This window comes from Sulfitobacter sp. OXR-159 (genome assembly GCF_034377145.1).
Classification (GTDB): Bacteria; Pseudomonadota; Alphaproteobacteria; order Rhodobacterales; family Rhodobacteraceae; genus Sulfitobacter.
The window spans coordinates 3,044,727-3,070,952 of record NZ_CP139707.1 but is presented as its reverse complement, the minus strand read 5'-3'; the positions used below and the strand labels follow the sequence as shown (position 1 = coordinate 3,070,952).

Below are 26,226 nucleotides of genomic sequence, written 5' to 3'. Positions count from 1 at the left end.
AATAGCGGTTAACAAATAGTTGCCTCGGACGGTCGAACGTAAAAACCCGGCGCCATGGGCACCGGGTTTCGGGGTCGTCTATGTCGGGGCTGTTACACGTGGGCTTTGTTGCCACGTGGGCCTGCGATCAGCCAGACGATGAAGCCGAGTACAGGCAGGATGATGATGCCCAACACCCAAGCGATTTTGGCAGCGCCCGAGGCGTTTGAGGTAATGACCTGATAGATGGCGTAGATGTCGGCGATGAGGACGATGAGCCCTAAAAGTCCATATTCCATTGTATGATCCCTCTCGAATGCGTGTGTTTCTATTGAGTGATCAACCCAAGCGAGGGCCAAATAGTTCCCAAGCCGCGCCGCGCGGACGTGAGCCGATCTTTGCCAGCCCGCCCGCATGACGGGAACCGGCGCCGCCCGCCTTGGGTTTTGTCGCTACAGCAATCATGAAAGGAACAGGCCATGACCGACACGACAGCACCCGCATCGCTGGTTTCTTCGGGCAATGTGAACGGCACCGCCGTTTTCAGCGCGGATGGGACCGAAATCGGCCATATCGACCACCTGATGATCGACAAGAAATCCGGCAAGGTTGCCTATGCCGTGATGGGTTTCGGTGGTTTTCTTGGCATCGGAGAAGAGCATTACCCCGTGCCATGGAACGCGCTGGACTATGATCCGGCCCGCGATGGTTTCAGGACAAACATCGACGAGGCCACGGTTAAAGGCGCGCCGGAACGGACCGAACAGTGGCACAGCGACCGCGCATGGCAAGAGCGCACGTTTGACCACTACGGCGTGCCCTACTACTGGCTTTGATCAATATTCCCGACTGACAAGGGGGAGGCGGTATCGCCTCCCTTTTTTGTGGGGGCGATATTCAGCGCAGCCCATTGTTTTCGCGGCGCGGATCGGGTCTCATGGCGGGACGGCCGGTTTGGCCGTGACCGGAAAGGGAATTCTCGATGCGCCGATTGATCGCTTTTAGCCTGCTGCTTACCCTCGCGGGGTGCGGCGTGCCATTCGTACCATTCATCTGATGTAGGAGATCCGTTTAATGGAAGCCTTTCTTGATACGCTTGGCGCGGTGGCGCTGATCGCGCTTGTGGTCGTCGGGCTTGCTGCCGGGGCGATTGCTGGCGCCGTGGCGGGCCGGAACCGACTTCTGTACCTCATTCTGGGGGTTGTGGGCGCCGTTGCGCTACCCTTTATCCTTGCCGCGCTTGGCGTCACGGTGGTGGCGGCGGGGGGCTTGCTTTTGCTGCTGGTCGTGGCGGCGATTGGCGCGGCACTGGTGCTGGCCTTGGTGGCGGCACTTCGACGGTAGCTTGGCCGCTCTGACATGCTGATCGTGCGTAAGGGCCACCCCAAGGGGCGGCCCTTTTGCGTTACCGTTTGCGGCGCTTGACGTTGCCGCCGCGCATCCCGCCGCGGCCAGAGGTGCTGCGCCCCGAGGCTTGTTGGGCCGCATCGACAGCGCGGTCCACCGCTTGCTGCCGGGCCATCGGGTCATCGGCCACGGCCAAATCCACCGCCTCCAGCCGTTTGACCTCATCGCGCAGCCTTGCGGCCTCTTCGAACTCAAGGTTCTCGGCCGCTTTGCGCATGTCGGTGCGCAGCCCGTCGAGCACGGTTTGCAAATTGCCGCCCGCCAACGGATTGTCGACTTTGGCGGTGACGCGGTTCATATCCACATCGCCTTTGTAGAGTCCGGCAAGGATGTCTTCGACGTTCTTTTTCACCGTCGCGGGGGTGATGCCGTGCTCTTCGTTATAGGCCATCTGCTTAACGCGGCGGCGCTCGGTCTCGCCCATGGCGCGCTCCATCGAGCCGGTGATGCGGTCGGCATACATGATGACCCGGCCTTCGGCGTTTCGCGCGGCGCGGCCAATGGTCTGAATCAGCGAAGTCTCGGAGCGCAGGAAACCCTCCTTGTCGGCATCCAGAATGGCCACCAACCCGCATTCGGGAATGTCCAAACCCTCACGCAGAAGGTTGATCCCGATCAGCACATCAAAGGCGCCCAAGCGCAGATCGCGCAGGATTTCGATCCGCTCGATCGTGTCGATATCGCTGTGCATGTAGCGCACGCGGATGCCCTGTTCGTGCATGTATTCAGTGAGGTCTTCGGCCATGCGCTTGGTCAGCACGGTGCAAAGCGTGCGGTAGCCATCGGCGGCGACTTTGCGGACCTCGTCGAGCAGGTCATCGACCTGCATCTCGACGGGCCGGATCTCGACTTGGGGGTCCAGCAGGCCGGTGGGGCGGATCACCTGTTCAGTAAACACACCGCCGGTCTGCTCAATCTCCCACGCCGCGGGCGTAGCCGAGACAAAGACCGACTGCGGGCGCATGGCGTCCCATTCCTCAAACTTCAGCGGGCGGTTGTCCATGCAGGACGGCAGACGGAAGCCGTGTTCGGCCAGCGTGAATTTGCGCCGATAGTCGCCTTTGTACATGCCACCGATCTGCGGGACCGAGACGTGGCTCTCATCGGCAAAGACGATGGCGTTATCGGGGATGAATTCGAAGAGGGTGGGGGGCGGCTCACCCGGTGCGCGGCCCGTCAGATAGCGCGAATAGTTCTCGATCCCGTTGCAGACGCCGGTGGCCTCTAGCATCTCAATGTCAAAATTGGTGCGCTGTTCCAGCCGCTGCGCTTCCAGCAGTTTACCATCGGCAACGAGCTGGTCGAGCCGGGTGCGCAGCTCTTTTTTGATGCCGATGATGGCTTGGGACATCGTCGGTTTCGGCGTGACGTAGTGGCTGTTGGCGTAGACGCGGATCTGGTCGAACGTGTCCGTCTTCTCGCCCGTCAGCGGGTCGAATTCGGTGATGCTTTCCAATTCCTCGCCAAAGAAGCTGAGCCGCCATGCGCGGTCATCAAGGTGAGCGGGGAAGATTTCAAGGCTGTCGCCGCGCACGCGGAAAGAGCCGCGCTGGAAGGCTGCGTCATTGCGCTTGTACTGCTGCGCCACCAGATCGGCGATCACCTTGCGCTGGTCGTACATGCCGCCCGCTTTCAAGTCTTGCGTCATCGCGCCGTAGGTCTCGACGCTACCGATGCCGTAGATGCAGGAAACCGAGGCCACGATGATCACGTCGTCACGCTCCAACAGCGCGCGGGTGGCAGAGTGGCGCATCCGGTCGATCTGTTCGTTGATCTGGCTTTCCTTCTCAATGAAGGTATCGGACCGCGCGACATAGGCTTCGGGCTGGTAGTAGTCATAGTATGAGACGAAATATTCCACCGCGTTGTCGGGGAAGAAGCCTTTGAATTCGCCGTAAAGCTGCGCCGCCAGCGTCTTGTTGGGCGCAAGGATGATCGCCGGGCGTTGCGTTTCCTCGATCACCTTGGCCATGGTGAAAGTCTTGCCCGTGCCGGTCGCGCCCAGAAGCACCTGATCGCGCTCGCCCGAGTTCACCCCTTCGGTCAATTCCTTGATCGCGGTGGGCTGGTCGCCCGCCGGAGCGAACTCGGTCACCAGCTTGAACTTATGGCCGCCCTCCAGCTTGGGGCGACTGCGCACGTCTGGCGCGGGGTTTGCCAGCATCGGCATCCCCTCGGATTTGTCGGAATGGGCATAGGGCATCGCGGGTATCCTTCGTCAAGCTTCCCATAGGTGCCCTCTTTCACGCGGGGTTCAAGGGGCAGGGGGTCGCGAAGGGCGCTTTTGCCGCTACTTCATCAATCGTTTACGATTCTGTCGCACCTTGCGGGCAAGGGGCGCGAGCGAGGCGTTCATGACCTGATCGGGGCTTTTGCCCAGCATCATCGCCTGCGTCCCGGCGCTGAAGGCTTTGACCATGGCGGGGCCTTTCTCGGCGACCATGCGGTTATTTTCACCGGGGCGCGCGGGCAGCGCACCGGCCATGGCCAAAAGGCGCAGGGACATCACGATCTGGGTTTCGACCGCCAAGGCGGCAAACTGGCTTTGTAAAGCAAAGAAGGAAAAGGGGGTCATATCGTGCTCTCCAATGAGGTAATCATGATGTAGTCTCTGCACCGCAGCATGGTAGGGTTTATTTGCACGATCCTGCATTCCCTTGCCCCTTGGCACGGAATATTAGATAAAGCCCGAGGTTCCTGAAGCGAGAGTCCCGAAATGCGCGCACGTATCTACCAACCCGCCCGTACAGCGATGTCCTCCGGCACGGCCAAGACCCGTGTTTGGTTGCTTGAGTTTTCGCCCGCGGAAGCGCGCAGCGTTGACCCGCTGATGGGCTGGACCTCGTCCGATGATACGCAGAGCCAAGTGCGCTTGCAGTTCGACACCCGCGAAGCCGCCGAAGAATACGCCCGCGATCACGGCATCGACGCGCAGGTGCAACTGCCCAACAAGCGCAAGCCCAACATCCGCGCCGGTGGCTATGGCGAGAATTTCGCGACCGGGCGGCGTGGGGCGTGGACCCACTGAGGGTGTAAATCGGGATAGAGTTGTCTCGTAATCGGGGCAAAATTACCGCGAACCTCCACCATTGTCCAAGATGCTGTGTGGCTTTAGCAATTTGTACCTACATGTAGCGGTTCGTGACTGGGCTCGCTTCACGTCGTTGATGGTTGTATGACCTGTTCGAGCTGCGGCTATTTTGAATGATGCCTCCCGCGCTATGAGTTACTGTCAGTTACCGCATACCTTTTCCAGAAATCACAACATAGGTTTTCCATGGGTTGCTTTTCAGGCGGATCGAAGGAAATAAAAAGAATGGCGCAGGTTCATCCTGCGCCACTATTTTATGATAGCAATATCGGATGTTTACCTCAGAATGCGATCTATCGCTTCCCGCAAATAGACGTTCCCGAAAGCACCACGCTTGCCAACAAAGGGCTTGATGCCCGCATCTCGTAACCGTCTAACCAATGCCTGCCACGATGCACCATGGGTCTGTGACAGCAGCTTGGGCGTCGTATAGCCTTCTTCGAAGGCGACGGCGTCTTCGGCGGTGAAGTAGGCCTGATCTACCTTAGTGATCGGGTTCTTGACGATCGTTATCTGAACATGCCCCTCGTCGATCATGCGTTTGAGGATCGAGAGCTGCCCGATGCCAACGGCCTTCGCGAAGTTTTCGATGCTCTGTGCGTCGACAGGGTCGGGGAGGAGCACTACCGCGACCTCGTCGTGATAGACGTGAACCGCTGCGTATCCTTCCCATTCCATGTGGTTGCCCACTCGAGTGATCCGATCGTCGCGGATGGCTTCGATGATCTCGACAGGACGGATCTTAAGTCGCTGGGCCTCTTTGGAAAGATGCTCCCAGCCATGTTGTGCTTGCCGGGTCTCTCTTGTGATGTTGTGTTGCTCAATAGCATTGTCGGCTGGCATCCTAATGTTCTGGCCCAGATATGCCATCTGCCTCGACTTGCAAGACAGTTCGTCCAGCCGATAGGTCAGAGTGCCGCTGGATTCTCGAGGATGGGGCCAACGCCCCTTCCGTGAATTTCGGCCCAAAGCGGATGCTCGGTCCGGTTCCGAAATACTGCAGCTGCGGCGAACAAAGCCGCCATTCGTAGCAATAGTAAATCTTGTGTCGTCTTCCATGGGATCTGTAACTTAGCCTGCGACCTCCCAACTGGAGCTTTCGCGAGTGCAATGGATAATCGCCAACGACTTAGCGTAGAATATCAAAGTCTGATCAGCCCCCTTAAGTCACCCGCGCCCAGCCCCCCTTTCGAACCAAGGCCCGTGCGGACCTATAACGGCCAATCTTAGCTTGTCATTTTGGTCCGTTTCCTTTCGGCCCCCGCGGGCTAAGTCATCATGAAGGTGTAGCTCAAGGTCACAGCAGCCCATTATGCTTTCAGCGCGAGAAAAGAGAGACACAGATGACAGTTCGAAAATCCCCTCAAGAACCCTCAAAACGAGAGACTATCGCCGAGCAGACCAGTGCTGCCGCAACCGAAATCATCGGCAAAGAAACCAGCCAACGATTGGAAAAGACTGCTCGGCTGCGTGCAGCCCGGCTGTCGCAAGAGCAGGCTGGGCTTTCCAAGACTTCAAAGACAGCCTGACGATGTCCGCGCCATCTAATTTCAACAATATAAGCTGGAAGTCAGTTGGCGATACATCCTATTGGTCGCCACCATGGTAAGAAAAACTTTGCCGTTGCGGAATTTAATCCCCTGCTGTGCCTCAAAGGCGCCCACTAATCTGGCTGACTTTGGGTTGGCGACGCGCTAAGGTTCGATATCGGCTCGAGCCTAACTTAGGTCAGTAGAGGTAGCACTTGTTAGAACAGCACGACTTCCGGGCCGACATCGACGCTGTCGGTCGCAGCAACGCAATTATTACCCTTTTAGAAACCGTTGCGTTGGCTACTGGGATGGGATTTGCAGCGGTCGCACGCGTTACTGAATCTCGGTGGGTAACTTGTCGTGCTATCGATCACATTTCATTCGGACTGATGCCGGGGGACGAGTTGGATGTCGAAAGCACACTTTGCCACGAAGTGCGGCAATACAACCAAGAGATCGTTATCGACGATGTCTACGCCGATGAAACCTATGTCGACCACCATTGTCCTGCTCGCTATGGATTTCGTGGCTATATCTCTGTCCCAATCTATCTCCAGGACGGCTTCGTCTTCGGCACTCTGTGTGCCATCGATCCGCAGCCTCGTAAGCTGAAGAATGACCGCGTGCTGTCGATGTTCAGACTTTTTGCGCAAATTATCGGGGAGATTCTGGATGCCGACGAGGAACTGACCGCCAGCCGAGAGGCCGTGGCGCAAGAACAAGAGCTGGCCCGTATTCAAGAGCGTTTTATCGCCATCCTGGCCCATGATCTGCGCAATCCCGTCAATGCGCTCAAAGCTGGCCTTCGCCTGATAGCGCGGCAAAATTTCGATGATAAGACGATTGAGCTGGTCAACCTGATGCGTGGCTCAGTCAATCGGATGGAGCATCTGATTGAAAACCTTCTCGATCAGGCCCGCCGTCGCCAAGGCGAGGGCATCGTAATTGAGAAAGCCTTGAGCTCAACCCTGAAGCCAGCGCTGCACCAGATCGTCGCAGAACTTCAAGCAGCGGCACCGGACCAGAAGATCGTAACCAACATTGATCTCCTTGAACCAATCGCTTGTGACGTGCCTCGTATATCTCAAATGTTTTCGAACCTTCTGGCGAATGCGGTGACCCACGGGGCTTCGGGTGCGCCCATCCAGGTGGAGTCCACCGCGACAACAGGGAACTTTTCGCTCTCGGTCACCAATTCGGGAAAGAAGATTTCTGATGACATGTTGCCCAGTCTTTTCCTACCCTTCGAGCGCCGCAAAGACCGCCCGAACCGAGAAGGGTTGGGACTGGGACTTTTTATCGCCTCCGAAATCGCGAAAGGGCACGGGGGCACCCTGGACGTGTCATCAGACGACAACCGCACTGTCTTTACCTTCCAGATGCCCATCCGGGAAGCGACAACAACGTGAGGAGCTGGAGTGTTGGTTGGGGCTAATCATCGACACGCCACGGATGCTCTAAGCGTCAGTTTTCAAGGGCAGCTCAATTCAAGCTCCCATCAACAGTCCCGGTAGCCTGCCGAAACGCTCCCGGCCCCAAGCTGATGGGGTGGATGGCTCCTGCTTCAACCGGCGTCGCAATGCGCCATAGTGCAGTTGTCAAAATCTGCTTATGAGAGGAGCCACCCCATGCAAGTTACCACAATCGGCGTTGATCTGGCCAAGAACGTTTTCCAGGTCCATGGGATCACCGCGAGCGAAGAAGTCGTGTTCAACAAGCCGCTGCGACGAACGCAATTTCTGCCGTTCTTTGCAAAACTGGATCCGTGCCTGATTGGCATGGAGTCGTGCAGCAGTGCGCATCATTGGGCCCGTGAACTGACAGTTCTTGGTCACGAGGTTCGGCTGATTCCGCCGATGTATGTGAAGCCATATGTCAAACGCGGTAAGTCTGATGCCATTGACGCCGAAGCAATTTGCGAGGCAGTGACCCGACCCACCATGCGGTTTGTTGCGACCAAAACAGTCGAGCAGCAATCCCTGTTGTCGCTACATCGGGCGCGTGACCTTTTGGTGCGCCAAAGAACGCAACTCATCAACAATCTGCGTGGTCTGGTCGCGGAGTTCGGCATCTTCATTCCTAAAGGGCTGGCCCGTGTGATTGGATTTGCTGAGGACATCACTCTTGGTGAAGTGCTCGACTTGCCAGACATCGCCAACGAGGTGATCCGCAACCTGTCAGAACAGCTCATGGCTCTACATAAGCAGGTCCGATGGTATGAAGAGCGCCTCAAACAAGTGGCCAAAGAAGATGCGCGTGTCCGTTTGCTGCGCACTATACCCGGCGTCGGCGCGGTGACGGCTTCTGCGATCATCGCCAGCATTGGAGATGGTCACCAATTCAAAAACGGCCGGGAGTTCGCAGCATGGCTGGGTTTAACGCCTGCCAACAAATCCAGCGGCGGTAAAGAGAAGCTGGGGCGGATCACCAAGATGGGTGACCAGTATCTGCGATCATTGCTTGTCGTTGGTATGACATCACTCGTTCGACAAACACGATCCCATCCCGAGCGAGCCAGCAAATGGCTTACATCCTTGCTTGAACGCAAACCTGCGCGTGTCGCAACCGTCGCCATGGCCAACAAGACCGCCCGGATCGTCTGGGCAGTGCTTACCCGCAACGAACCCTACAGCCCACGCACTGTAGCCTGAGACGAAAGGAACAACGAGTTAGCAAGACCCGCGAGATGATGGTGCATAAGTCTGCCGCCAAAGCCAAGACACTCCGCCGAATGGCGCGGGCATAATAGCCCGTAAAGCTGATAGGAACTTGGTTTGCGGAACCCATCAGGGCCAGCGGTCAAAACCGCGCAAACAGGCCGGACACATGACTGCTTCTGACAAATGCACAAATCAGATCAAAAATGTCTTGCTATGCAGGAGCCATCCACTGCTGCCGTTCGCCGCGCAACGCACGAACGGCAGCAGTGGTTCAGCTGGCGTCTTTGAACTCAGCGTATTCGCCACGGACCCGGACCGTCACGGTAACGTCCGCGCTGTCTCGGTTGCGCCAGAACCAGCCGTGTTCGCCGTCGAATTCAGCGACGATCTCGCCCTCGGACCCGGTCGAGCCACGACCCTTTTCGTAGGTCACAGAGTTTCCTCCGCCGTGGCCGTGCTGGTCAAAGTTGACGCGTCCACCTTCGACCAGCATGCGGTATTCCGCGGTTTGTCCGGCGTCCATCACGAGCTTCCACTCGGCCGAGTCGCCGGGTGCCAGCGTGAAGGTGGTCTCATCTCGCCATTCTTCGGCTGCTTCGGAGGCGGCCATTTCCTGCGCATGGGCGGCACCCACGAACAGGCCAAGCACCTCATTCAGCAGGTTTGATTGCTCTTCACCTGCCATGCCCATCTGCCGGTCGGCTTCCGCCTCGTCTGCGAGCTGCCTTTTGATCTCGCCCATCTCGGACAGGCCGATGGCCCGGCCGAGGCCGGTGGGGTCGATGCCGTATTCGGCAGGCAGCACCACGGTGACGAGGATCGCCACGGGAGACGCCCCGGCGATCACGGTGGAACGGATGAGTTGCTTCGAGCTGGGGAGTTCGTCGAGGCTGGGTTTTTCTGCGTTAAACATCTGTAGTTCTCCTGTCGAATTAGGTGGCCACGAAGAGGCCGGTGAGCTGGTAGCCCATGAGAATGAAGCCGAGCGCCATCATGACGACATTGGCGGTGTAGGCTTGGCGGAAGAAGTTCGGAGACTTCCGCCAGAAGCCCATGATGATGAGGATCACGGCCAGCGCCATGATCTGCCCCAGTTCCACGCCAACGTTGAAGGCCAGCAGGTTCGCCAAGAGCCCTTCGGAAGCGATGTCATAGTCCAGGATCTTGGTCGCGAGGCCGGTGCCGTGGAAGAAGCCAAAGATCAGCGTCGCGATCTTGGTGTTCGGCTGGAAACCGAACCAGCGCTGGTAGGCACCGAGGTTGTCGAGCGCCTTGTAGACGACCGAGAGGCCGATGATGGCGTCGATGATGTAGGCGTTGATGCCCCAGCCGAACCAGACGCCAAGCAGCATCGTGGCCGAATGCCCCACGGCAAAGAGGCTGACGTAGATGCCGACATCGCGCATCTTGTAGAGGAAGAAGACGACACCGAGCAAAAACAGGATGTGGTCGTAGCCCGTCACCATGTGCTTGGCCCCGAGATACATGAAGGGAATGATGTTCACCCCCCAGATTTCCTGAATGTAGCCGGCGTCACCCTCGGTAACGTTGTGGGCCGCAGCAGCACCCGCGCTGAGCGCGAGCGCCACGAAAGTCAGTAGATACGGGAGGGCAGTCCGAGATGGGCCCGGATGCCACAGATCCCGACGGGAAGTGGTCATAGATTCGTCTCCGTTAAATTGTCTGTTCTCTTGTCGCGCGCCGCATGGGCGCAGAGATCAGATGCGCGGAGGTCGCTCTATCCTTTGAACGGGCCAGGGCCCGGCATCGGATGTATCCGGACGCTTGAGGTCCCAGTATCCTTGAAAGGGCTGCGAAATGCGGCCTGCGATCAGGATCGCCTGGCTGTGGTCGTGGTCGGCTGTGTCATGGCCATGGCCGTGCATCGCCCAAGCGAGGTCTTCTTCCAGCCCGTGAGAATGCCCATGCTCGGCAATCATCTCCGCGTGGTCCTGGATTGTCTCGAAGATCAGTGGCGCGTGGGAAAAAGCCGGCATCAGCGTCCAGATCAAAAGCGCCGTGCAGAGAAACACTGCAAGCAAGCTTCGTCCTGTTGTGTGTGCCCTCGTCATCGCTGTCCGCTCGCGGTCCTTTTCGGACCACCTTGCCCTATCCCCCAGGGGAGGATAGCGTCACCCTATGACAAATGAACACCCCCACGCAAGCCACGGCAAGGTGGTTGCCCGGCTGAAACGTGCCGAAGGCCATCTCCGCTCGGTCATCGCTATGATTGAGAACGGTAAGCCCTGCGTCGATGTCGCTCAGCAGCTTCAGGCTGTAGAAAGTGCCATTGCCAATGCCAAGCGCGCCCTGATCCACGACCATATGGACCATTGCCTCGACGCCGAGGGTTCCGAGACCGACAAAGCGGAGCTCAAGGCCATTTCCCGCTATCTCTAACGGGGATTCCATGCTTTCCATTCTCGCTGATCGCACCTACCGACATCTGTTCCTCGCCCAGGTCGTCGCATTGCTTGGCACCGGGCTTGCCACGGTGGCGCTTGGCCTTCTGGCCTACGACTTGGAAGGCGGAGATGCAGGCCTCGTGCTCGGCATGATCTTCACCATCAAGATGGTCGCATACGTTGGCATCGCGCCGATCGCCGGGGCTTTCGTCGACAAGCTTCCGCGCCGGACGCTATTGGTCACGCTCGACCTCGTGCGTGCGGGCGTAGCGCTGGCCTTGCCGTTCGTGACTGAGGTTTGGCAGGTCTATGTCCTGATCTTCCTGCTGCAATCCGCCTCGGCTGCTTTCACGCCGACATTCCAGGCCACGATCCCGGATGTCTTGCCGGAAGAGGCTCGCTACATCCGCGCGCTGTCGCTGTCGCGCCTGGCTTACGATCTCGAGAACATCGTCAGTCCGGTTCTGGCGGGTCTGTTTCTGGCTTTAATGTCCTACAACGCGCTGTTCCTCGGCACTGTTGTCGGCTTCCTCGCCTCTGCTGTGCTGGTCGTGTCGGTGATATTGCCGAGTCCGTCGCCGACTGAGCCGCGCGGTATCTACGACCGCTCAACCCGGGGCATCCGCATCTATCTCGCAACCCCACGCTTGCGAGGATTGCTGGCGCTGAACTTCGCGGCCGCTGCCGGGGGAGCGATGGTGTTGGTGAACACAGTCGTTCTCGTGCGCGGTGAATTGGGGCTGCCAGAAACCGCGCTGGCTTGGACAATGGGAGCATTCGGCGCAGGCTCCATGTTCGCGGCACTCGTGCTGCCGAAGTTGCTCGACCAGGTGCCAGACCGCCCGGTCATGTTGACCGGAGCAATCATACTCACCTCGGCGCTGCTGTTGCTCGCCGCCCTCATTCTTGGATTTGGTCTGTCATGGCCGCTACTTTTGGCCGCGTGGTTGGCGGCGGGTGCGGGCTATTCAGCAGTGCTGACGCCATCGGGTCGGTTGTTGAAGCGCTCGGCACATCCAGCAGACCGCCCCGCGATCTTCGCGGCGCAGTTCGCGCTGAGCCATGCCTGTTGGCTGGTAACCTACCCCTTGGCAGGTGTGTTGATGACAATGGCAGGTGCGCCGGTCGCGCTCCTGAGTCTCGCACTGCTATCCGCTTTCGGTATCGCCGTAGCTGTCTGCCTATGGCCCGCGGATGACCCGGAAGTCATATCGCATCGTCATGACGACTTGCCTGCGGATCATTCCCATCTTGTCGAACATGGAGGCGGGCGGGTTCATGCACATGCCGCGGTAATTGACGCGCTCCATCGGAAATGGCCCGGATGACCTTTTCAGAAAGGGCGCTGAGGTAAGCTGTTGCGCGGGCTTTGAGCGCCTATCGGCTGGGCAGCCCGCGCATGGAGGGCGTTTAGGTTAGATGATCCTGACCTGAGTGCCCACTGGCGTGATCTCAAACAGCTCAGCGATCTTTTCGTTGTAAAGCCCGATGCAACCGTCCGAGGAGGGGCGCCCGATCTTGCGGGTGTCGTGGGTGCCGTGGATCAAATAAGCGGGCCACGACAGATACATCGCGTGGGTGCCAAGCGGGTTGTCCGGGCCCGGCGGCATGTAGGTCCAGCCGAAGCGTTCGACCTGGCTGGGCGTGGGGGTCCAGTCCGGGCCGATCTTCTTGCGCACGATCCGGGTATAGCCGCGTTTGGTAAGTTCCTCGGAGATCGGCACCGAGGTCGGGTAGATGCGATAATCAGACCCGTCGGCATTCCAGTAGTGCAAGGCGCGCGAGGCGGTATCGGCGACAATCGTGCCGACACCCAGATCATCGAAGTGGTCTTGCCACCGCTGGATCATGAAGCTCGAGGCATTGCGGCGGGCTGGCTCTGCGGCCCGTGCCAGTGCTGGGGCGGCAAGGCCGGCCAGCCCAGTCAGGATTGCGGCCCGGCGGGAAAGTCTGATGGTCAATTGCATTCTCCTTTCTGTTGAAGTGCTTGTTTCATTGTTTAGCTGCGCGCCAATTCGACAGCCTCTTTCAGCGCCGCCGCATCCATGCTGCCCGGGTAGAGCGTGGTGCCGATGATAAAGGCCGGTGTGCCCTGCAATCCGATCAGGCTGGCCTGTTCGCTGTTGCGGCGCATCAGCCCGTCCCATTTGCCGCGGTCGTCGCGATAGGACTGGTCAAGCGCCGCGAGGTCGAACCCTGCCAATTCCAGAGTCTCCTCGATCAGCTGATCGCTGAGTTTACCCTCGGTCTCCATCAAGGCGGTATTCGCCTTTTCGTATTGGCCAAGGGACGCCGCCCCGAGGGCAAGCTGGGCAGCCCGGATCGAGGGTGCGCCGAAAATCGGCCAGTCTTTCATCACCAGACGGATGTTGCCGTCCGCCTCGACCACCTCCGTCAGCGGCGGGTGGTTGGCTTTGCAGTAGGGGCATTGGTAGTCGAAGAACTCCACGATGGTGACATCCCCTTCGGGGTTGCCGAGCACCGGGTTGTCCGGGTCGAAGAGCACGTCATCGACGGTCAGTTCCTTGGCGAAGGCCGGCGTGCGGAACAGCGAGAAGAGACTGGCGCCGCCGGTGGCTGCGATGGCGCTGCCGGTCAGAAAGGTTCTGCGTTTGATCATGGGCATGTATTTCTCCTATTGCGTTTTGTTGCCTGTGGGGGTGCGGCCCGGTGGCGTCGTGCCCTTGCCGCTTTCGCTCTCGCTCAGCACGACCACATGGGCGCCGTCCTTCACGCGCTCGTGCAGGTCGAGGATGTCCTGATTGAACAGACGGATGCAGCCGGATGAGACGGCCTTGCCGATCGAGAAGGGGTTGTTGGTGCCATGGATGCGGTAGAGCGTGTCGCGCCCGCCCTTGAAGAGGTAGAGCGCGCGGGCGCCGAGGGGGTTGTCGAGCCCGCCCTCCATGCCGTTGCGCACCGGGCCGTAGAGTTCGGGGTCGCGGCGCAGCATGTTCTGTGTCGGCGTCCAGCGCGGCCATTCCCGCTTGAAGGGGATCACCCCCTCGCCGGCGAAGCCGCGACCCTGTTCGCCCACGGCCACGCCATAGCGCAGAGCGCGGTCGTCCTCGAGCACAAGGTAGAGGAAGCGAGCATAAGGGTCTACGATGATGGTGCCGGGGGGCTCATCGGTCCAATAGTCGACCTCCTGCCGGCGGTTGCGTTCGCTCAGCGCCGCTTCGGGGACTGCGGGGATGGTCCGCCCTCCGTCCTGCATTGCGCCGTAGAGCGGGTCGGGCTCTGCGGCGGCGGGAACCATGGGCGCCGCGGTTTCTTGCGGCGCTTCGCCGGGCGGCGTGGCGCAGGCCGCCAGAAATGCGATCGCTACGAGCCCCCCGAAGGTCATTGGTTTCAAAGTCATTCCGTCTCCTGAAGTTCTTGCATGCGGTTGATGAGTTCGGCGCGTGATATCTCGCCGGTGTGGGCCGCGATGAGGTTTCCCTCGGCGTCGAAAAACAACGTGCTGGGCAGGCCGAGCAGATCGAAGTGCTCCATCAGACGTTGGGTGTCGTCCAGCACCACATGCGTGTCACTCAACCCTTCCTGATCGAGGTAGCGGCCAACGGCCGAGGCCGGTTCGCCCTGATTGGCAAAACGCAGCACCACGTCATCCTGGGCCTCGGCCAGTTCCATCATCATCGGCATTTCGCGCCGACAGGGCGGGCACCAGCTTGCCCAGAGGTTCACGATCATCGGCCGTCCATCGGTCTCGGACAGGCGAACCGGAGTGCCGCCGAGGTCCGAGAGGGCAAAATTTGGCAGGCTGCCCTGCGCTTCGGTCGGGAAGATCCAGCCAGCGGCCGCCTGGGCCGAGCCGGCTAAAACCACCGCAAGGGCCAGCGGGCGCAGCACTGCGGGGCATCTCACGATCGCGGCGAGGCCCACGAGCGCAATTCCGAAAAGTCCCGCAATCGGTTCGAAACCCCCTTGCCAGACGGCCAGAGCCGACAGCGGGGCGTCGGCGAAAGCCTCGCGGTTGACCAGGACAAAGCCAAGCCGGGCCGCGACGATCCATGACGCCAACAAATGCCAGCCCCAGCGGTGAAGGGGGCCGGCGAGCGCCGGGCGGCGGCGACCCACCACCTCCAGCACCAGCAGAACGACGGCAAGGGCGATCACCGCGTGCAGTCGGTCGTTCGCGAATACCAAGGGACCGATGGAGGTCGCGTTCATTGCACCGCCCTCGCCGAAGCCACCACCTCGGCAGGCCTGGGTTCGCCGATAAGCCGCGTGCCCTTTCGCTCCTGCCCCTCCGCGTCAAGGAAAACCATCGTCGGCGGTCCGACCGAGCGCAAATGGTCAAGCAAACCCTGGCTTTCTGCGTCGAACGTGGTGAGGTCCGCGGCAATGACCTGCATTTCCGAAAGCGCTGCCTGCACCTCGGCATCCGGCCAGACGCGGCGCTCGATAGTGCGGCAGCTGACGCACCATTCGGCGGTGAAGTAGATCATCGCGGGCCGATCCGATTGCGCCAGCGCAGCCTCCAGTTCCGGCACCGATCGGATCGTGGTGAAGTCGATCGCCTTGTCACTGACCACATTCTGCGACCCGCCAGTCAATCTCGCGAGCGGACGCAGCGGATCGTCTCCGCCGCTGGCTGCGCCGATTCCCATGAGGCCACCAGCAAGAAGCGCCAGCATTCCTGCCGCCTGCCGCAGTCGGTGGATCGGCGCGGCACCGGCGTCCTGTCGGTCAAGCGCGCCAAGGAAGACGCCCGTCAGGACCAAGGCCCCAGCCCAGATTGCCAATCCGGCGGCAGGAGGCACCACCCGTCCCGCCAGCCAGGCGGCCATGGCGAGAAAGATGAAGCCGAAGAGGCGGTTCACCAGTCGCATCCAGCGGCCTGCACGCGGCAGGGCACGGCTGCCGAAGGCACCGAGGAGCAAGAGAGGCACGCCTTGGCCGAGGCCGAGAGAGAACAAGGCAGCAGCGCCGAGCGCGGTATCGCCGGTCTGGGCAATATAGAGCAGCGCTCCGGCCAGTGGCGCGGTCACGCAAGGCCCCATGATCAGGGCCGAGGTGAAGCCAAGCCCGGCAGCCCCGGCAAAAGTGCCCTGACGTCCGATGCCTGCCGCGGCCATGCGGTCGTTCCAAGCCTGCGGCAGGCGCAACTGGAATACGCCGAACATGGACATTGCGAGAGCGACGAAGAGCAAAGCCACGGCACCGACCGCCCATGGCGATTGCAGGACGATCTGAAGGTTCTGCCCCGACCATGCAGCCGCCACCCCCAGAAGTGCCAGCGCCGAGGACATGGCAAACACGTAAGCCGCGCTGAGGGCGAGCCCGCGCCGTGCGGTCAGGCTTTCGCCTTGACCTGCAAGAAGCCCGCCGAGGATCGGGATCATCGGCAGAACGCAGGGGGTAAAAGCCAAAAGCAGGCCGAAGCCGAAGAAACCCAGCAATAAGAGGCCCAGGCCGCCGCGTTGCACCAACCCATCCACCAGACCGGAGTCGTCGGCCAGCGTAATGCCGGCCGTGGGTGCGGAAGCCTGCTCTTCTGCTTCCGTCGCAGCCGACGCCGGTAGTGCAGGCAGGCTATCGGTGATCGGCGGGTAGCAGATCCCGTCTTCCTGACAGCCTTGGTAGGTGATGCTCAGCGCGCCGGATACGGGGCTAATTCGCGCACTCGCCTCGTCGTAGTAAACCTCTACAGTGCCAAAGGTCGGGTCGTTCTTTTGCTTGCCGGGCTCACTTTCCAGCGGGATTGATACCCCGCTGGCCGTCTCGACGGAGAGGTAGTCGCGGTATAGGTAATACCCATCGGCGATCTCCCAACGCAGCAGGCGGCTGCCATCGGGCTGTGGGGATACCGATAGAGCAAACGCCGCGCGCGGATCGAGCGGAGCCTCAGAAGAGAACAGGCTGTCCTGAGCCGTCACAGGTCCGGCAAAAGCCGCGATGAGCAGGAAGGCCCGAAGAGCGGTGCAAAGGAGCGCGAAAGGCCGGAGGGATTCGATAAGATGTGCTTTCATGCTGCGCTCCTCGACCCCCAACCTTAACGCTGGCTTAATGTTGAAGGCCGAAACCGAGCGCAGTCAGAAGGAAATGAGAATGCGGATATTGGTGGTGGAAGACGATGCCTCACTGGCGGACGGGTTATGCACCGGTCTGCGGTTGCACGGCTTCGTCCCCGAGGTGGTGGGCACCTGCGCGGACGCGCAGGAGGCATGGGAGCAGAATGGCTTTTCCGCCGTGGTGCTCGACATCATGCTGCCCGATGGCTCCGGCGTAGAGTTGCTGCGATCTATGCGGGCCGAAGGCAATCGGACCCCCGTGCTGCTGCTGACGGCGCTTGATCAGACGGGCGATCGGATCGCCGGGCTGGATGCCGGGGCCGACGACTATCTGGCAAAGCCTTTCGATCTTGGCGAGCTCGGGGCGCGGCTGCGGGCCATCACCCGGCGGGCAAAGGGCGAGGCAAGCGGCACGACCTGTTGGAACGGATTGGAGTTCGACCCCGCCCGCATGGCCGGGCGCACCCGGAGCGGCGAGGTGCGCTTTTCTCGCAGGGAATTCGCCATCCTACAGGCGTTATTGGAACGGCCCGGCGTAATCGTTCCTAAGGATCGGCTCGAAGAGCGGCTCTACGGTTGGCAAGACGGTGTGGAGAGCAACACCGTTGAGGTGCATGTCCACAAGCTCCGCGCCAAGCTGGGGGCGGCGTTTATCGAAACCGTGCGCGGGGTCGGCTATCGACTGGCGGAGGAAGGCGCATGACCTCTATCCGCACGCGGCTCTTTGCCATTCTATTGCTTGCCACCGGCGCTGTCTGGTTTTCGGCGGCATGGTGGATTCAGCACTCCACTCGGGTCGAGGTAGAGCAGGTGCTGGATGCCCGCCTCGCGGAAGCCGCCGGGATGGTGTCTTCGCTGCTTTCCGACGGCCGTGTCGAACTCTCGAGCGCCGCGGGGGCGATGGAAGCCCTGACCACGCGGGCCGACCAGGGGTATTCGCGGCAGCTTTCCTGTCAGATTTGGTCGCTCGACGGAACCATGGTAGGCGCCTCGGGCAGTGCCCCTGAGGGGCGGCTTACCGAAGCCGATTCAGGCTTCTCGGAAACTCTCGTGGACGGGGAACGCTGGCGCGTATTCACAGAAGTAAACGAACGCCTCGGCCTTAGGGTTATGGTAGGCGATCGCCTCGCCGTTCGGGACCGTCTCGTCAGTGATGTGACCCGGGGATTGCTTGTGCCGGCGCTCACCATTCTTCCGTTTCTTGCCGGGCTGATCTGGCTTAGCGTGGGCCGCGGTCTCGCACCGCTTTCACGCATGGCGCGGGCCTTGTCTGCGCGTTCGGCCGACAACCTCGAGCCGGTCGAGGAAGGCCCGCTGCCGCGCGAATTGCACCCTATGGGCGCTGCGTTGAACTCTCTGTTCGGGAGGGTTGCCGCGGCGCGGGAGCGCGAACGCAGCTTCTCTGCCTATGCGGCGCATGAACTGAAGACCCCGCTTTCCGGCATCAAAACGCAGGCTCAGATCGCCGCCATGGCCCCGGACGAGGAAACCCGCCGGCACGCGCTGGCACAGATCGAAAAAGGGGTGGCCCGCACTGATCGCATGGTGCGCCAGCTATTGGAATTGGCGGCCGTGGATGGTGCGACAGGTGGTGGCGGCGGTAAGTTTGACCTGATGGAGGTGATCTCCGGCGTTGTCTCTGAGATGCGGCCCCCTGCCGATGCGAAGGGAATCGATCTTCATGTTGATCTTCCCGAATCTCTGCCTGTCGTAGCCGGCGACCCCGTGCTGGCGACCCTGGCGCTGAGAAATGTCACTGAAAACGCCATTGCGGCCAGTTCAATGGGGGGCGTCGTCGAACTTTGCGTGGCTGTTTGCCAGGATTTGGCGGAAATTACCGTATCCGACAGGGGGCCGGGTATCTCAGCGGAAGACCGTACTCGCATAACGGAGCGCTTTTTCCGCGGTCAAAACGCTCAAGGGGGTGGCAGCGGTCTGGGTTTGTCCATTGCGCAAGCGGCTATGGAGCGTATCGACGGAACCCTAAAGTTCTGCACGCGGAAGGGTGGTGGAGAAAACGTCACCTTGACGTTCACGCTAATGAACGCAGGTGTTCGCTGAGCGACAGGTGAGAACTTTCTTTTCGAACAAGCGGTTTTTCTCGCCAGGTCGTTAAAGGCATGGGGTTTGACGGCGAAATCCGCCAGTATACCAGACTTGCTCAGATCACGATCTTCGCTGTCACCCTGCCTATGTTGACCGCTCAAGGGCGCGCGCCCCGCTCCCCCACACTTCAATTTTGTTAATAGATCTGTCTGCGGAAACAGATCGAGAACCCGACGTGGTGGATACCAGTCAGGCGATCATCCATAAGCTGACCTTCGCTGTGCAAAGCAGGAACGGCGGCTTTGGGCCGTGAGCGGCGCCGCACCTGAGGCGACCAGGCGCTTGGTCCGCCGCGCAGCGAAGATCTGGAGCGAGCCCAGGCCATGATGCTGCGCGCCACGCGAATGTCGGCTTTAGAGTCGCGCGCAGCTTATTCATTGCCAAGTGACCGCTTCAGATTTTCTTAGTTCAGCCGCCCATAAAATGTCATTCTGGCGGCTTCAGAAAGCTCGACGTCGGGTTCGGAATTGTACGCAAGAACAGCCAGAATACGCGTTAGGTCGCCTTCGTTCGGTGACACACGGTGAATAGAGTTGCGACCCCGGAAAAAAACCAGTGTACCAGCTTCAGCCTCGACAACTTCAACAGGTGCTTTTCCATCCAGAATTTCATCAACTTGTGTGAAACCCATCTCGCCTGAATCGGCATCGCGCACATCGTTGACATATTCGAATGTTCCGCCCTTTTCAGGGGCTTGCACCATCAGGGTGATGGCAAATGACGAGTTGTCAAAGTGCCAGCCAAGCTCTTCTCCCTTTTCGGCAAAATGCAGATTGATGGAAGATAGCGGGTCTGCATATTCGTGTATTTCCTTCTCGCCAAGAACATCACACAGGAAGCTCCGGAAAACCGGGGCGTCATAGAGTTGGCGCAAAGGCGATAGCTGCGGCATCAGATCGTCGGTGATGCATCCCTTGGATGAGGTCACAAGGCGGTTGCGCGCATGGTCATCGGCGAATCTGTCGTCTTTCGGGGTCAGGTAGACATTGTGCTGCTTTGTCGATTTGAAGACCTTGTCTTTGTTGGCAATGCCCTCGTCACGAACCGTGTCGATTGCGTTCTTCCGGACAAACCCCCGCATCACAAAGACACCCGCGTCCTCGAACTGTTTCTTACAGGCGGCACGGAATTCCGCATCGTCTATCGGAAAGGCTTCCAGGTCGATAATTTCATTCAGTTCCATGCGTATCTCCCGCGATTCAACTGCTATTGCGTGTTTGGTACAGGGACGCAAAGAACAAATAAAACTGTTTTTTATTGCCTTTAGAATGGAAAAACTTCATCAAGCGTCATGGCAGATATTACACTCAAACAATGCCGTTACTTCCGGGCCGTGGCTCAGACAGGCGGAATCGCATCTGCGGCGCAAGTTGTTGGCGTCTCGCAACCCGCTGTTGCCCAGGCCGTTACGAAACTGGAAGATCAAACAGGTCTTGTGCTGTTTCGGCGCCTGCATGCGCGCGGAATGGAATTAACCGCGCAAGGTGTTGAATTCCTTCGCTACGCGGAGCAGATGCTGGTCTATGCAGAGCAAATGAATGTCGCCGCAGCAGACATTGCGGCGCACAGAGTTGGACGCTTGCGTATCGGGTGTTTTCAGTCGATTGCCCCGTTTTACCTGGCAAAGATTGTCTGCGGTATGTCGCAGTATATGCCGGGCGTTGTTCTGGATGTGCAGGAACTGTTGCAAGAAGAATTGACCCTGTCTTTGGGCCGAAATGAGATTGACCTGGCGATCCTTTATGATCTTGGTCTTGATGAAACCCGGTTTAAATTACGCCCCCTTGCCGCGGCACCCCTCTATCTGATCGTCCCCCCTGATCACCGGCTGGCCACAAGAGAGTCCGTGTCGATCTGCGAAATCGACGATGAGGAATTTGTTCTTTTTGATGCCCCACAAAGCCGGGACTATTTTCTAAATCTGTTTAGCAAGTTCGATATCAAACCGCAGATTGCGTACCGGTCATCGTCGATTGAAACGGTGCGATGCTACGTAGCAAACGGGCTTGGTGTTTCGCTTTTGTCAATGAAACCTGCAGACGACATGACATACGATGGCGGCCGGACTGTGTCGATCAAGCTCAACGACGCAACGCCGCCGATGCAAATCGTCATCGCTTCACATCTTAAAGCTCCGGAAAACCTGCTCGCTGAACGCTTCGCGACCACTTGTCGGAACCTGTTTGCGAGACAGAAGAACCCTTAGAGCGTTAAGAGGGAGGTGCCTGTAATGGTAAGAGCGGTCGTTGGGAAAATTTTAGAAGAAGAATGCCGGCTTTGTCCGCACATCGGACACCAACACATCCTTCACTAATGACGATGCTCGCGCGCGCAGTAGTAGTCCGGTTTAAGCCCGTGTTCCCCGATGCTGGGCCGTACATGAATGTCTGCTATAATCATGCCGAACTGATAAAATCTGGATCAGCCGATGAAAATCTACGTAACAAGCGTCGTTGTGGACGACCAGGACAAGGCAGAGAAATTCTACGTCGATGTTCTTGGCTTCAAGGTGCGGAATGATATTCCTCTGGGGGAGGATCGTTGGCTGACGGTCGTATCGAGCAAGCAGCCAGACGGGCCTGAGCTCTTGCTGGACCCAGTTCCCACGCAGCAATACCGCCTTATAAGAACGCTCTCGTTGCTGACGGGCTTCCTGCCCACTCATTCAAAGTCGACGATCTCGATGCGGAGTGCAAAAGGCTTCGCGACCTTGACGTCAAATTTGCACAGGAACCAGTGGATGCCGGATCAGTTCGCATGGCCGTATTCGATGATACCTGCGGAAATTTGATCCAGATCATCGAGATGAAGAACGAGCCGCAAAACTGACTTCGCAAAGGGGACACTCGCGTTGCCGCGCCGAACGACGGCTTCGTCCGCGCTGCTGCCGCTCACTCAAAAGCAATGCTGCGCAATGCACGAATGACCGGAATGCGAAAGCTGCGACGTAGCGTTCAGATCGCCGTTGGACGGCGACTGTTGGCCGAATACGGAAGCCTTCATGACGGCGGCGAGCGGACCTTCGCTGCGGTCGGGGCCAAGGTCCGCTATAGGACGGAACGATCCGAGCTTAACAAATATTTTTCTACCGTTCCTTCCGCATCCGGCATCTTCCTGTGCGCGGCTGAAACGGGAGTTAAGTTAGGTGCGAAGGATGTCTCCGAACTGCTTTTTCCAACAAGCAAAGCCCCTATAGCTCCACAATTGAATTCTCAGACTCACTGGAGCGTCTCGTAACGAAATACAGCACGGATGCCGCGCTGGCTGGAATTGCGAGCCCAAGAGCCATTGGCAAGGCGGAAGACGCCCCGCCTACGGCTACGAAGCTGGAAACGGTGAAGGCGAGGGCGAACTGGATGGCACCCAGAAGCGCCGATCCCATCCCTGCCGCGGCCTTGGTCGATTCCATCGCAAGGGACATCGCATTTGCCGAAAGCAGGCCCACCAAGCCGATCGATACCCACAGGGGCACGACAAAAACCAACAAGGAGTCTGTCTGAGACAGAAAGGTGAGTAGGATGGTAGATGCGGCAAAGAGCGGCAACACGGTCTTGAGTATTTGTTCTGGTCTGAAACGATTGAGCAATATCCCATTGATCCGGCCAAAGATAATTAACGCGGTCGCGATGATCGCGAACATGATGCCAAAGCCAATGGAGCTTAGCCCAAAAATCCCTTGGAATACCCCCGATGAGCCTGTGATAAAGGCAAACATACCGCTTTGGATAAGGCCTGCCACCATGGCCATCGTGACAAACCCGCGTTGCGAAAGGAGGCGTTTCGCGGCTTTTAAGCCATTGTGAATGGGCGCGGGCTGTCGTTCCTGAGCGGGTAGGGTTTCGGGCAAGGTAGCCACGGAAAGGGTCAAGGCCACGAGGCTGATAAGCGCCATCGTTGCAAAGATCGACCGCCAGCCAAACGCTTCGAGAAGCAGGCTGCCCATCGTCGGTGACGTGATCGGCCCGAGCGTCAGTAACATGACCAGCACGGTCATGACCTTCGCGGCCTTTTGCCCCTCATAAAGATCTTTCACCATGGCGCGCCCGACGACCATGCCCGCACTCGCGCCGATTGCCTGTAGGAACCGTAGGGCATTGAACCATGCAATGTCATTCATCAGCGGCAGTGCAACCGAAGTGACGGTGAACAGAACGGTCCCTACAAGAAGCGGGCGCCTGCGTCCGTAGGTATCGGTCAATGGGCCAATGAGAATCTGCCCGAAACAGAGGCCGAGAAAAAAAATCGAAAGCGAAAGTTCAGCCGCCGTATGGGTGGCGTTCATCGAGGCCGCGAGATCACCAAGTGCGGCGAGGTACATATCCGTGGCCAACGGGGGGAAGAGGGACAAGAGGCCCAAGGTGGCGGTAACGGCAAAGGCCCGTTTCGGGGTAAGGGAAATCTGTGACATCTCGGCTCCGGCGATGATATTAGACTGCGGTCTATTTGCAGTTAGTGGACGGCAGTCTAATGATCAATCACGGACTATTCTGCATCTGTGAACAGGAACTGTGCATGTCAGGAAAAAAGCCAATCGGACGGCCCGCAAATCAAGAAGCCAGCACGGCATTGAAGGCTGTGGCTCTACGTCTGGTTCGGGAACTGGGCTATGAGAAAGTCTCGGTTTCGGCAATCATTGAGCAGGCTGGCGTGGCGCGTCAAACGCTCTACAACCGCTGGAATACGAAGGCTGACCTTGTCCTCGAAGCCGTTTTTGAGCAGACCAACACCTATGCCGCCGAACCTTCTTGGGACGGGGCAGAGGATTGTCGGACCTTGCTCGAAGGTTTCCTGATCCGTATTTTCGAACACTTGCGCATCGACGGGGACACCCTGCGCGCGTTAATCGCGGCCTCTCAGCAGGATGCAAAGTTCCACAACTCGTTTCATGCAAATTTCGTTCTACCTCGAGAGCAGATGATCACCGCTTTGCTCCGCCGGGCGCAGGATCGCGGAGAGCTTTCGCCGGGGCGGAACGTGGAGATACTGTCGACCTTGATACATGGCGCATTCTGGTATCGCTTGCTGAACCGCGGGGTGTTGGACGCTGGGTTCGCAAAGGATATAGTGGCGGAAACCTTCGCCTGATCGTTCGGCATTCTGCACCCGGAATGGCTTCGGCAAAGGGTTGCCGCAAACGTTAAACCCTTTGCCCGAAGTGCCCGAACGTAACGCTCGGAAAAATCAAGACGGCTGCGTCAAGAGGGCCGCCGCGGCGATTGTTCCTTCCCAAACCGTGTCCAACGCGGCATTCAGTGACAGTCCCTCTCCGTGCTCCCAGAGGAAAATCGCCCTTCCCACTGCGTCGGTAGTGTGGCTTGCGAGCGCGGCGGCGGCTTGGGAGTGCTCGATGCGGTGGCTCAGGCATTCCGTAAGCTCTTTGCGCTCCATAACCAGAAACCCCTGCAGGATGCCTCTCGCTCTTTCGTTTGAACGCAGAACCGTGCCGATCATCTTGAGAATAGGTTCATCATTGGTCAGCGCTGCGAAGTGTTGATCCAAGAACATCTTGAGATCGTCCGCGAGCGGTCCGTTTCCGCTGCGTAACGCTTCTTTCGCAGCCTCCGAAAAGGGGGGCGGAGCCCCAACCGCAGCCGTTTCCTTGTTGGTATAGTAGTTAAAGAAAGTACGCGTGCTGATGCCAGTTGCAGCAGCGATCTCCTCGGTCGTCACATTCTCTAACCCTTTTTGAACGGCCAGATCCAGCGTCGCCAGCTGAATGTCCCGCGCCGTCTGCTGTCGTCTTCGCTCTCGTAACGAAACTGTCATGTCTGAAATCCTTGCGTACTGTGCAATTTATGCCTACAAGGCACCAAACCAGCTGGATAGTCAAGGATCGAGAAGCACATGAAGATCGGCGTTTGGAAGATGTTTGGCGCAGCGCTTGCGTTGGCGGGGGCTGCCACGATGGCGAGCGCGCAGAGCGGCCCTCCCGGTGGCATGCCCCCCGCGGGGCCGCTTGAGGTGGGTGTGATCGACATGCAGATGCAGGAAATCCCACGCATTGTGACCACGCCGGGCCGGGCCGTTGCGTTTCAAGACGTTGAAGTGCGCCCGCGTGTCGGCGGTGTGGTCGAAGAAATCCTCTACACGCCCGGACAATTGCTTGAGGTCGGGGATCCGCTTTTCCGGATCGACGATGCCTCTTATCTTGCGGCTGTCGCGACAGCCCGTGCCAATCTGGCCACTGCCGAAGCCAACCTGCCCGTGAAGCAGGCGGCCTATGACCGCGCCGAACAACTCTCCGGTCGCGGCTACACCGAGGCAGAGGTCGAAGCGGCGCGTGCCAGTCTGGCCGAAGCAAAGGCCACGCTTGATGCAAACAAAGCGGCGGTTGAATATGCAGAGACCGAACTGTCGTGGACGACGATGACCAGCCCGATCGCCGGGCGTGCAGATGTATCAACCGTTTCGGTTGGGGATTTGGTTACGGCTGGGCAGGCCGACGCTTTGACGAGCATCGTTACCTCCGATCCGATCTATGTGGATATGATGGAGGCCAGCGCGCGTATCCTGTCGGTGCGCAGCGCCATTGCCGAGGGTGATCTACAACAAAACGACACCCTTCAAGCGACATTGACGTTAGAGAACGGCGACATCTATCGTGGTACCGGGCAGTTGGTCACACCGGGCAACAATGTCTCGACCTCCACCGGAACCGTGACCATCCGTTTCACCTTTGACAACCCTGACCACATCATCCTTCCCGGCATGTTCGTGCGGGGGGAAATCGTGCTGGGCACGATGCAAGCCTACCTTGTTCCGCAGCGTGCAGCGATGCGTGGGAACTCAGGTAAACTGACTGCTTATGTTATCGGTGAAGACGGCAAGGCCGAACAGGTGACGCTCGATGATGACGGTACCTATCAGAACGCATGGATCGTGCGTGAGGGGCTGAACGATGGGGACCGGCTTGTCGTGGATGGCCTTTCATCCGTCCGCGCAGGGCAAGAGGTCAGCCCCGTGGCCGTGACGATCGACGAGGATGGCGTTTCTCGCGATATCGCTGCCCCCTCGGCGGAGGATTGATTG

General features: G+C 59.1%; 29 protein-coding genes and 1 pseudogene. 15 read left to right on the top strand and 15 right to left on the bottom strand.

Annotation, left to right across the window (positions count from 1 at the left end):
- Positions 1-92: 92 nt before the first annotated feature.
- A complete protein-coding gene (locus T8A63_RS15800; protein WP_067622028.1) occupies positions 93-278 on the bottom strand; it encodes a PLDc N-terminal domain-containing protein in 186 nt (61 codons plus the stop codon).
- Between the two features lie 180 nt (positions 279-458).
- Here T8A63_RS15800 and T8A63_RS15795 point away from each other — a divergent pair, with 180 nt between their 5' ends.
- Both T8A63_RS15795 and T8A63_RS15790 read left to right on the top strand, forming a co-directional pair.
- A complete protein-coding gene (locus T8A63_RS15795; RefSeq protein WP_067622031.1) occupies positions 459-815 on the top strand; it encodes a PRC-barrel domain-containing protein in 357 nt (118 codons plus the stop codon).
- Between the two features lie 238 nt (positions 816-1,053).
- Positions 1,054-1,323: a hypothetical protein gene (locus tag T8A63_RS15790; RefSeq protein ID WP_067622034.1), complete on the top strand. Its 270-nt coding sequence runs from the start codon at positions 1,054-1,056 to the stop codon at positions 1,321-1,323.
- Positions 1,324-1,384: 61 nt separating this feature from the next.
- Here T8A63_RS15790 and uvrB read toward each other — a convergent pair whose 3' ends face one another.
- Positions 1,385-3,589: an excinuclease ABC subunit UvrB gene (gene uvrB / locus T8A63_RS15785; RefSeq protein ID WP_322344380.1), complete on the bottom strand. Its 2,205-nt coding sequence runs from the start codon at positions 3,587-3,589 to the stop codon at positions 1,385-1,387.
- Positions 3,590-3,676: 87 nt separating this feature from the next.
- Complete coding sequence (locus tag T8A63_RS15780) at positions 3,677-4,039, bottom strand: antifreeze protein (RefSeq protein WP_236627512.1); 363 nt, start codon at positions 4,037-4,039, stop codon at positions 3,677-3,679.
- A 63-nt stretch (positions 4,040-4,102) separates the two neighbouring features.
- Between T8A63_RS15780 and T8A63_RS15775 the strand changes: the two genes are divergently transcribed.
- Positions 4,103-4,414: an ETC complex I subunit gene (locus tag T8A63_RS15775; protein WP_067622040.1), complete on the top strand. Its 312-nt coding sequence runs from the start codon at positions 4,103-4,105 to the stop codon at positions 4,412-4,414.
- A gap of 339 nt (positions 4,415-4,753) precedes the next feature.
- Here the strand turns inward: T8A63_RS15775 and T8A63_RS15770 are convergent, their stop codons facing one another.
- Positions 4,754-5,320 (bottom strand): hypothetical protein, encoded by a 567-nt coding sequence (locus T8A63_RS15770; protein ID WP_236646165.1) that lies wholly within the window; start codon positions 5,318-5,320, stop codon positions 4,754-4,756.
- Between the two features lie 500 nt (positions 5,321-5,820).
- Here T8A63_RS15770 and T8A63_RS15765 point away from each other — a divergent pair, with 500 nt between their 5' ends.
- The 3 genes from T8A63_RS15765 (at position 5,821) to T8A63_RS15755 (ending at position 8,660) form a co-directional block, all read left to right on the top strand.
- Positions 5,821-6,006, top strand: coding sequence for a hypothetical protein (locus T8A63_RS15765; RefSeq protein ID WP_150119947.1), 186 nt, complete (start codon positions 5,821-5,823; stop codon positions 6,004-6,006).
- 215 nt (positions 6,007-6,221) lie between these two features.
- Positions 6,222-7,418: a GAF domain-containing sensor histidine kinase gene (locus T8A63_RS15760; RefSeq protein ID WP_322344379.1), complete on the top strand. Its 1,197-nt coding sequence runs from the start codon at positions 6,222-6,224 to the stop codon at positions 7,416-7,418.
- Positions 7,419-7,637: 219 nt separating this feature from the next.
- Complete coding sequence (locus T8A63_RS15755) at positions 7,638-8,660, top strand: IS110 family transposase (protein WP_322344378.1); 1,023 nt, start codon at positions 7,638-7,640, stop codon at positions 8,658-8,660.
- Positions 8,661-8,940: 280 nt separating this feature from the next.
- On the opposite strand, the gene T8A63_RS15750 is transcribed toward T8A63_RS15755, so the two are convergent.
- From T8A63_RS15750 to T8A63_RS15740, 3 genes are read right to left on the bottom strand one after another with little or no spacing between them, the layout of a single operon-like run.
- Positions 8,941-9,582, bottom strand: coding sequence for a transmembrane anchor protein (locus T8A63_RS15750; protein ID WP_322344377.1), 642 nt, complete (start codon positions 9,580-9,582; stop codon positions 8,941-8,943).
- 19 nt (positions 9,583-9,601) lie between these two features.
- Positions 9,602-10,330: a HupE/UreJ family protein gene (locus T8A63_RS15745; RefSeq protein WP_150119990.1), complete on the bottom strand. Its 729-nt coding sequence runs from the start codon at positions 10,328-10,330 to the stop codon at positions 9,602-9,604.
- Positions 10,331-10,387: 57 nt separating this feature from the next.
- Positions 10,388-10,702 (bottom strand): hypothetical protein, encoded by a 315-nt coding sequence (locus T8A63_RS15740; protein ID WP_322345749.1) that lies wholly within the window; start codon positions 10,700-10,702, stop codon positions 10,388-10,390.
- Between the two features lie 106 nt (positions 10,703-10,808).
- Between T8A63_RS15740 and T8A63_RS15735 the strand changes: the two genes are divergently transcribed.
- A complete protein-coding gene (locus T8A63_RS15735) occupies positions 10,809-11,069 on the top strand; it encodes a metal-sensing transcriptional repressor (RefSeq protein ID WP_067623590.1) in 261 nt (86 codons plus the stop codon).
- A 10-nt stretch (positions 11,070-11,079) separates the two neighbouring features.
- Positions 11,080-12,402 carry an MFS transporter gene (locus T8A63_RS15730; protein WP_067623592.1) on the top strand — a complete coding sequence of 441 codons (1,323 nt, stop codon included), beginning with the start codon at positions 11,080-11,082 and terminating at the stop codon, positions 12,400-12,402.
- Positions 12,403-12,489: 87 nt separating this feature from the next.
- Here T8A63_RS15730 and T8A63_RS15725 read toward each other — a convergent pair whose 3' ends face one another.
- From T8A63_RS15725 to dsbD, 5 genes are read right to left on the bottom strand one after another with little or no spacing between them, the layout of a single operon-like run.
- Positions 12,490-13,041 carry a L,D-transpeptidase gene (locus T8A63_RS15725; protein ID WP_067623595.1) on the bottom strand — a complete coding sequence of 184 codons (552 nt, stop codon included), beginning with the start codon at positions 13,039-13,041 and terminating at the stop codon, positions 12,490-12,492.
- A 32-nt stretch (positions 13,042-13,073) separates the two neighbouring features.
- Positions 13,074-13,700 (bottom strand): DsbA family protein, encoded by a 627-nt coding sequence (locus tag T8A63_RS15720; protein ID WP_322344376.1) that lies wholly within the window; start codon positions 13,698-13,700, stop codon positions 13,074-13,076.
- Between the two features lie 9 nt (positions 13,701-13,709).
- Positions 13,710-14,435, bottom strand: coding sequence for a L,D-transpeptidase (locus T8A63_RS15715; RefSeq protein WP_300057804.1), 726 nt, complete (start codon positions 14,433-14,435; stop codon positions 13,710-13,712).
- Positions 14,432-15,247 carry a TlpA disulfide reductase family protein gene (locus tag T8A63_RS15710; protein WP_322344375.1) on the bottom strand — a complete coding sequence of 272 codons (816 nt, stop codon included), beginning with the start codon at positions 15,245-15,247 and terminating at the stop codon, positions 14,432-14,434. Before T8A63_RS15710 ends, T8A63_RS15715 begins: the two co-directional genes overlap by 4 nt.
- Entirely contained in the window at positions 15,244-17,049 is a 1,806-nt protein-coding gene (gene dsbD / locus T8A63_RS15705) for a protein-disulfide reductase DsbD (RefSeq protein WP_322344374.1), read from the bottom strand. The genes T8A63_RS15710 and dsbD overlap by 4 nt, the downstream gene beginning before the upstream one ends.
- Before the next feature lie 79 nt (positions 17,050-17,128).
- Here dsbD and T8A63_RS15700 point away from each other — a divergent pair, with 79 nt between their 5' ends.
- Together T8A63_RS15700 and T8A63_RS15695 are read left to right on the top strand one after the other, a co-directional pair.
- Entirely contained in the window at positions 17,129-17,794 is a 666-nt protein-coding gene (locus T8A63_RS15700) for a response regulator transcription factor (protein WP_067623611.1), read from the top strand.
- Positions 17,791-19,152 carry an ATP-binding protein gene (locus tag T8A63_RS15695; protein ID WP_067623614.1) on the top strand — a complete coding sequence of 454 codons (1,362 nt, stop codon included), beginning with the start codon at positions 17,791-17,793 and terminating at the stop codon, positions 19,150-19,152. Before T8A63_RS15700 ends, T8A63_RS15695 begins: the two co-directional genes overlap by 4 nt.
- Positions 19,153-19,600: 448 nt before the next feature.
- Here T8A63_RS15695 and T8A63_RS15690 read toward each other — a convergent pair whose 3' ends face one another.
- Positions 19,601-20,380, bottom strand: a complete 780-nt coding sequence (locus T8A63_RS15690; protein WP_322344373.1) for a 2OG-Fe(II) oxygenase — start codon at positions 20,378-20,380, stop codon at positions 19,601-19,603.
- Between the two features lie 108 nt (positions 20,381-20,488).
- On the opposite strand from T8A63_RS15690, the gene T8A63_RS15685 reads away from it, so the two are divergent.
- The 3 genes and pseudogenes from T8A63_RS15685 to T8A63_RS15675 all read left to right on the top strand — a co-directional run bounded on the left by T8A63_RS15685 (position 20,489) and on the right by T8A63_RS15675 (position 22,026).
- Positions 20,489-21,403 carry a LysR family transcriptional regulator gene (locus T8A63_RS15685; protein ID WP_322344372.1) on the top strand — a complete coding sequence of 305 codons (915 nt, stop codon included), beginning with the start codon at positions 20,489-20,491 and terminating at the stop codon, positions 21,401-21,403.
- Between the two features lie 222 nt (positions 21,404-21,625).
- Positions 21,626-21,718: pseudogene (locus T8A63_RS15680) on the top strand (VOC family protein); the annotation flags it as partial.
- 92 nt (positions 21,719-21,810) lie between these two features.
- Complete coding sequence (locus tag T8A63_RS15675; RefSeq protein ID WP_322345747.1) at positions 21,811-22,026, top strand: VOC family protein; 216 nt, start codon at positions 21,811-21,813, stop codon at positions 22,024-22,026.
- Between the two features lie 361 nt (positions 22,027-22,387).
- Here the strand turns inward: T8A63_RS15675 and T8A63_RS15670 are convergent, their stop codons facing one another.
- A complete protein-coding gene (locus T8A63_RS15670; protein ID WP_322344371.1) occupies positions 22,388-23,605 on the bottom strand; it encodes a multidrug effflux MFS transporter in 1,218 nt (405 codons plus the stop codon).
- Positions 23,606-23,709: 104 nt separating this feature from the next.
- Here T8A63_RS15670 and T8A63_RS15665 point away from each other — a divergent pair, with 104 nt between their 5' ends.
- Positions 23,710-24,282, top strand: a complete 573-nt coding sequence (locus tag T8A63_RS15665; protein ID WP_322344370.1) for a TetR/AcrR family transcriptional regulator — start codon at positions 23,710-23,712, stop codon at positions 24,280-24,282.
- A gap of 96 nt (positions 24,283-24,378) precedes the next feature.
- Here the strand turns inward: T8A63_RS15665 and T8A63_RS15660 are convergent, their stop codons facing one another.
- Positions 24,379-24,963: a TetR/AcrR family transcriptional regulator gene (locus T8A63_RS15660; RefSeq protein ID WP_322344369.1), complete on the bottom strand. Its 585-nt coding sequence runs from the start codon at positions 24,961-24,963 to the stop codon at positions 24,379-24,381.
- Between the two features lie 78 nt (positions 24,964-25,041).
- Between T8A63_RS15660 and T8A63_RS15655 the strand changes: the two genes are divergently transcribed.
- Positions 25,042-26,223: an efflux RND transporter periplasmic adaptor subunit gene (locus tag T8A63_RS15655; protein WP_322344368.1), complete on the top strand. Its 1,182-nt coding sequence runs from the start codon at positions 25,042-25,044 to the stop codon at positions 26,221-26,223.
- Positions 26,224-26,226: the final 3 nt, after the last annotated feature.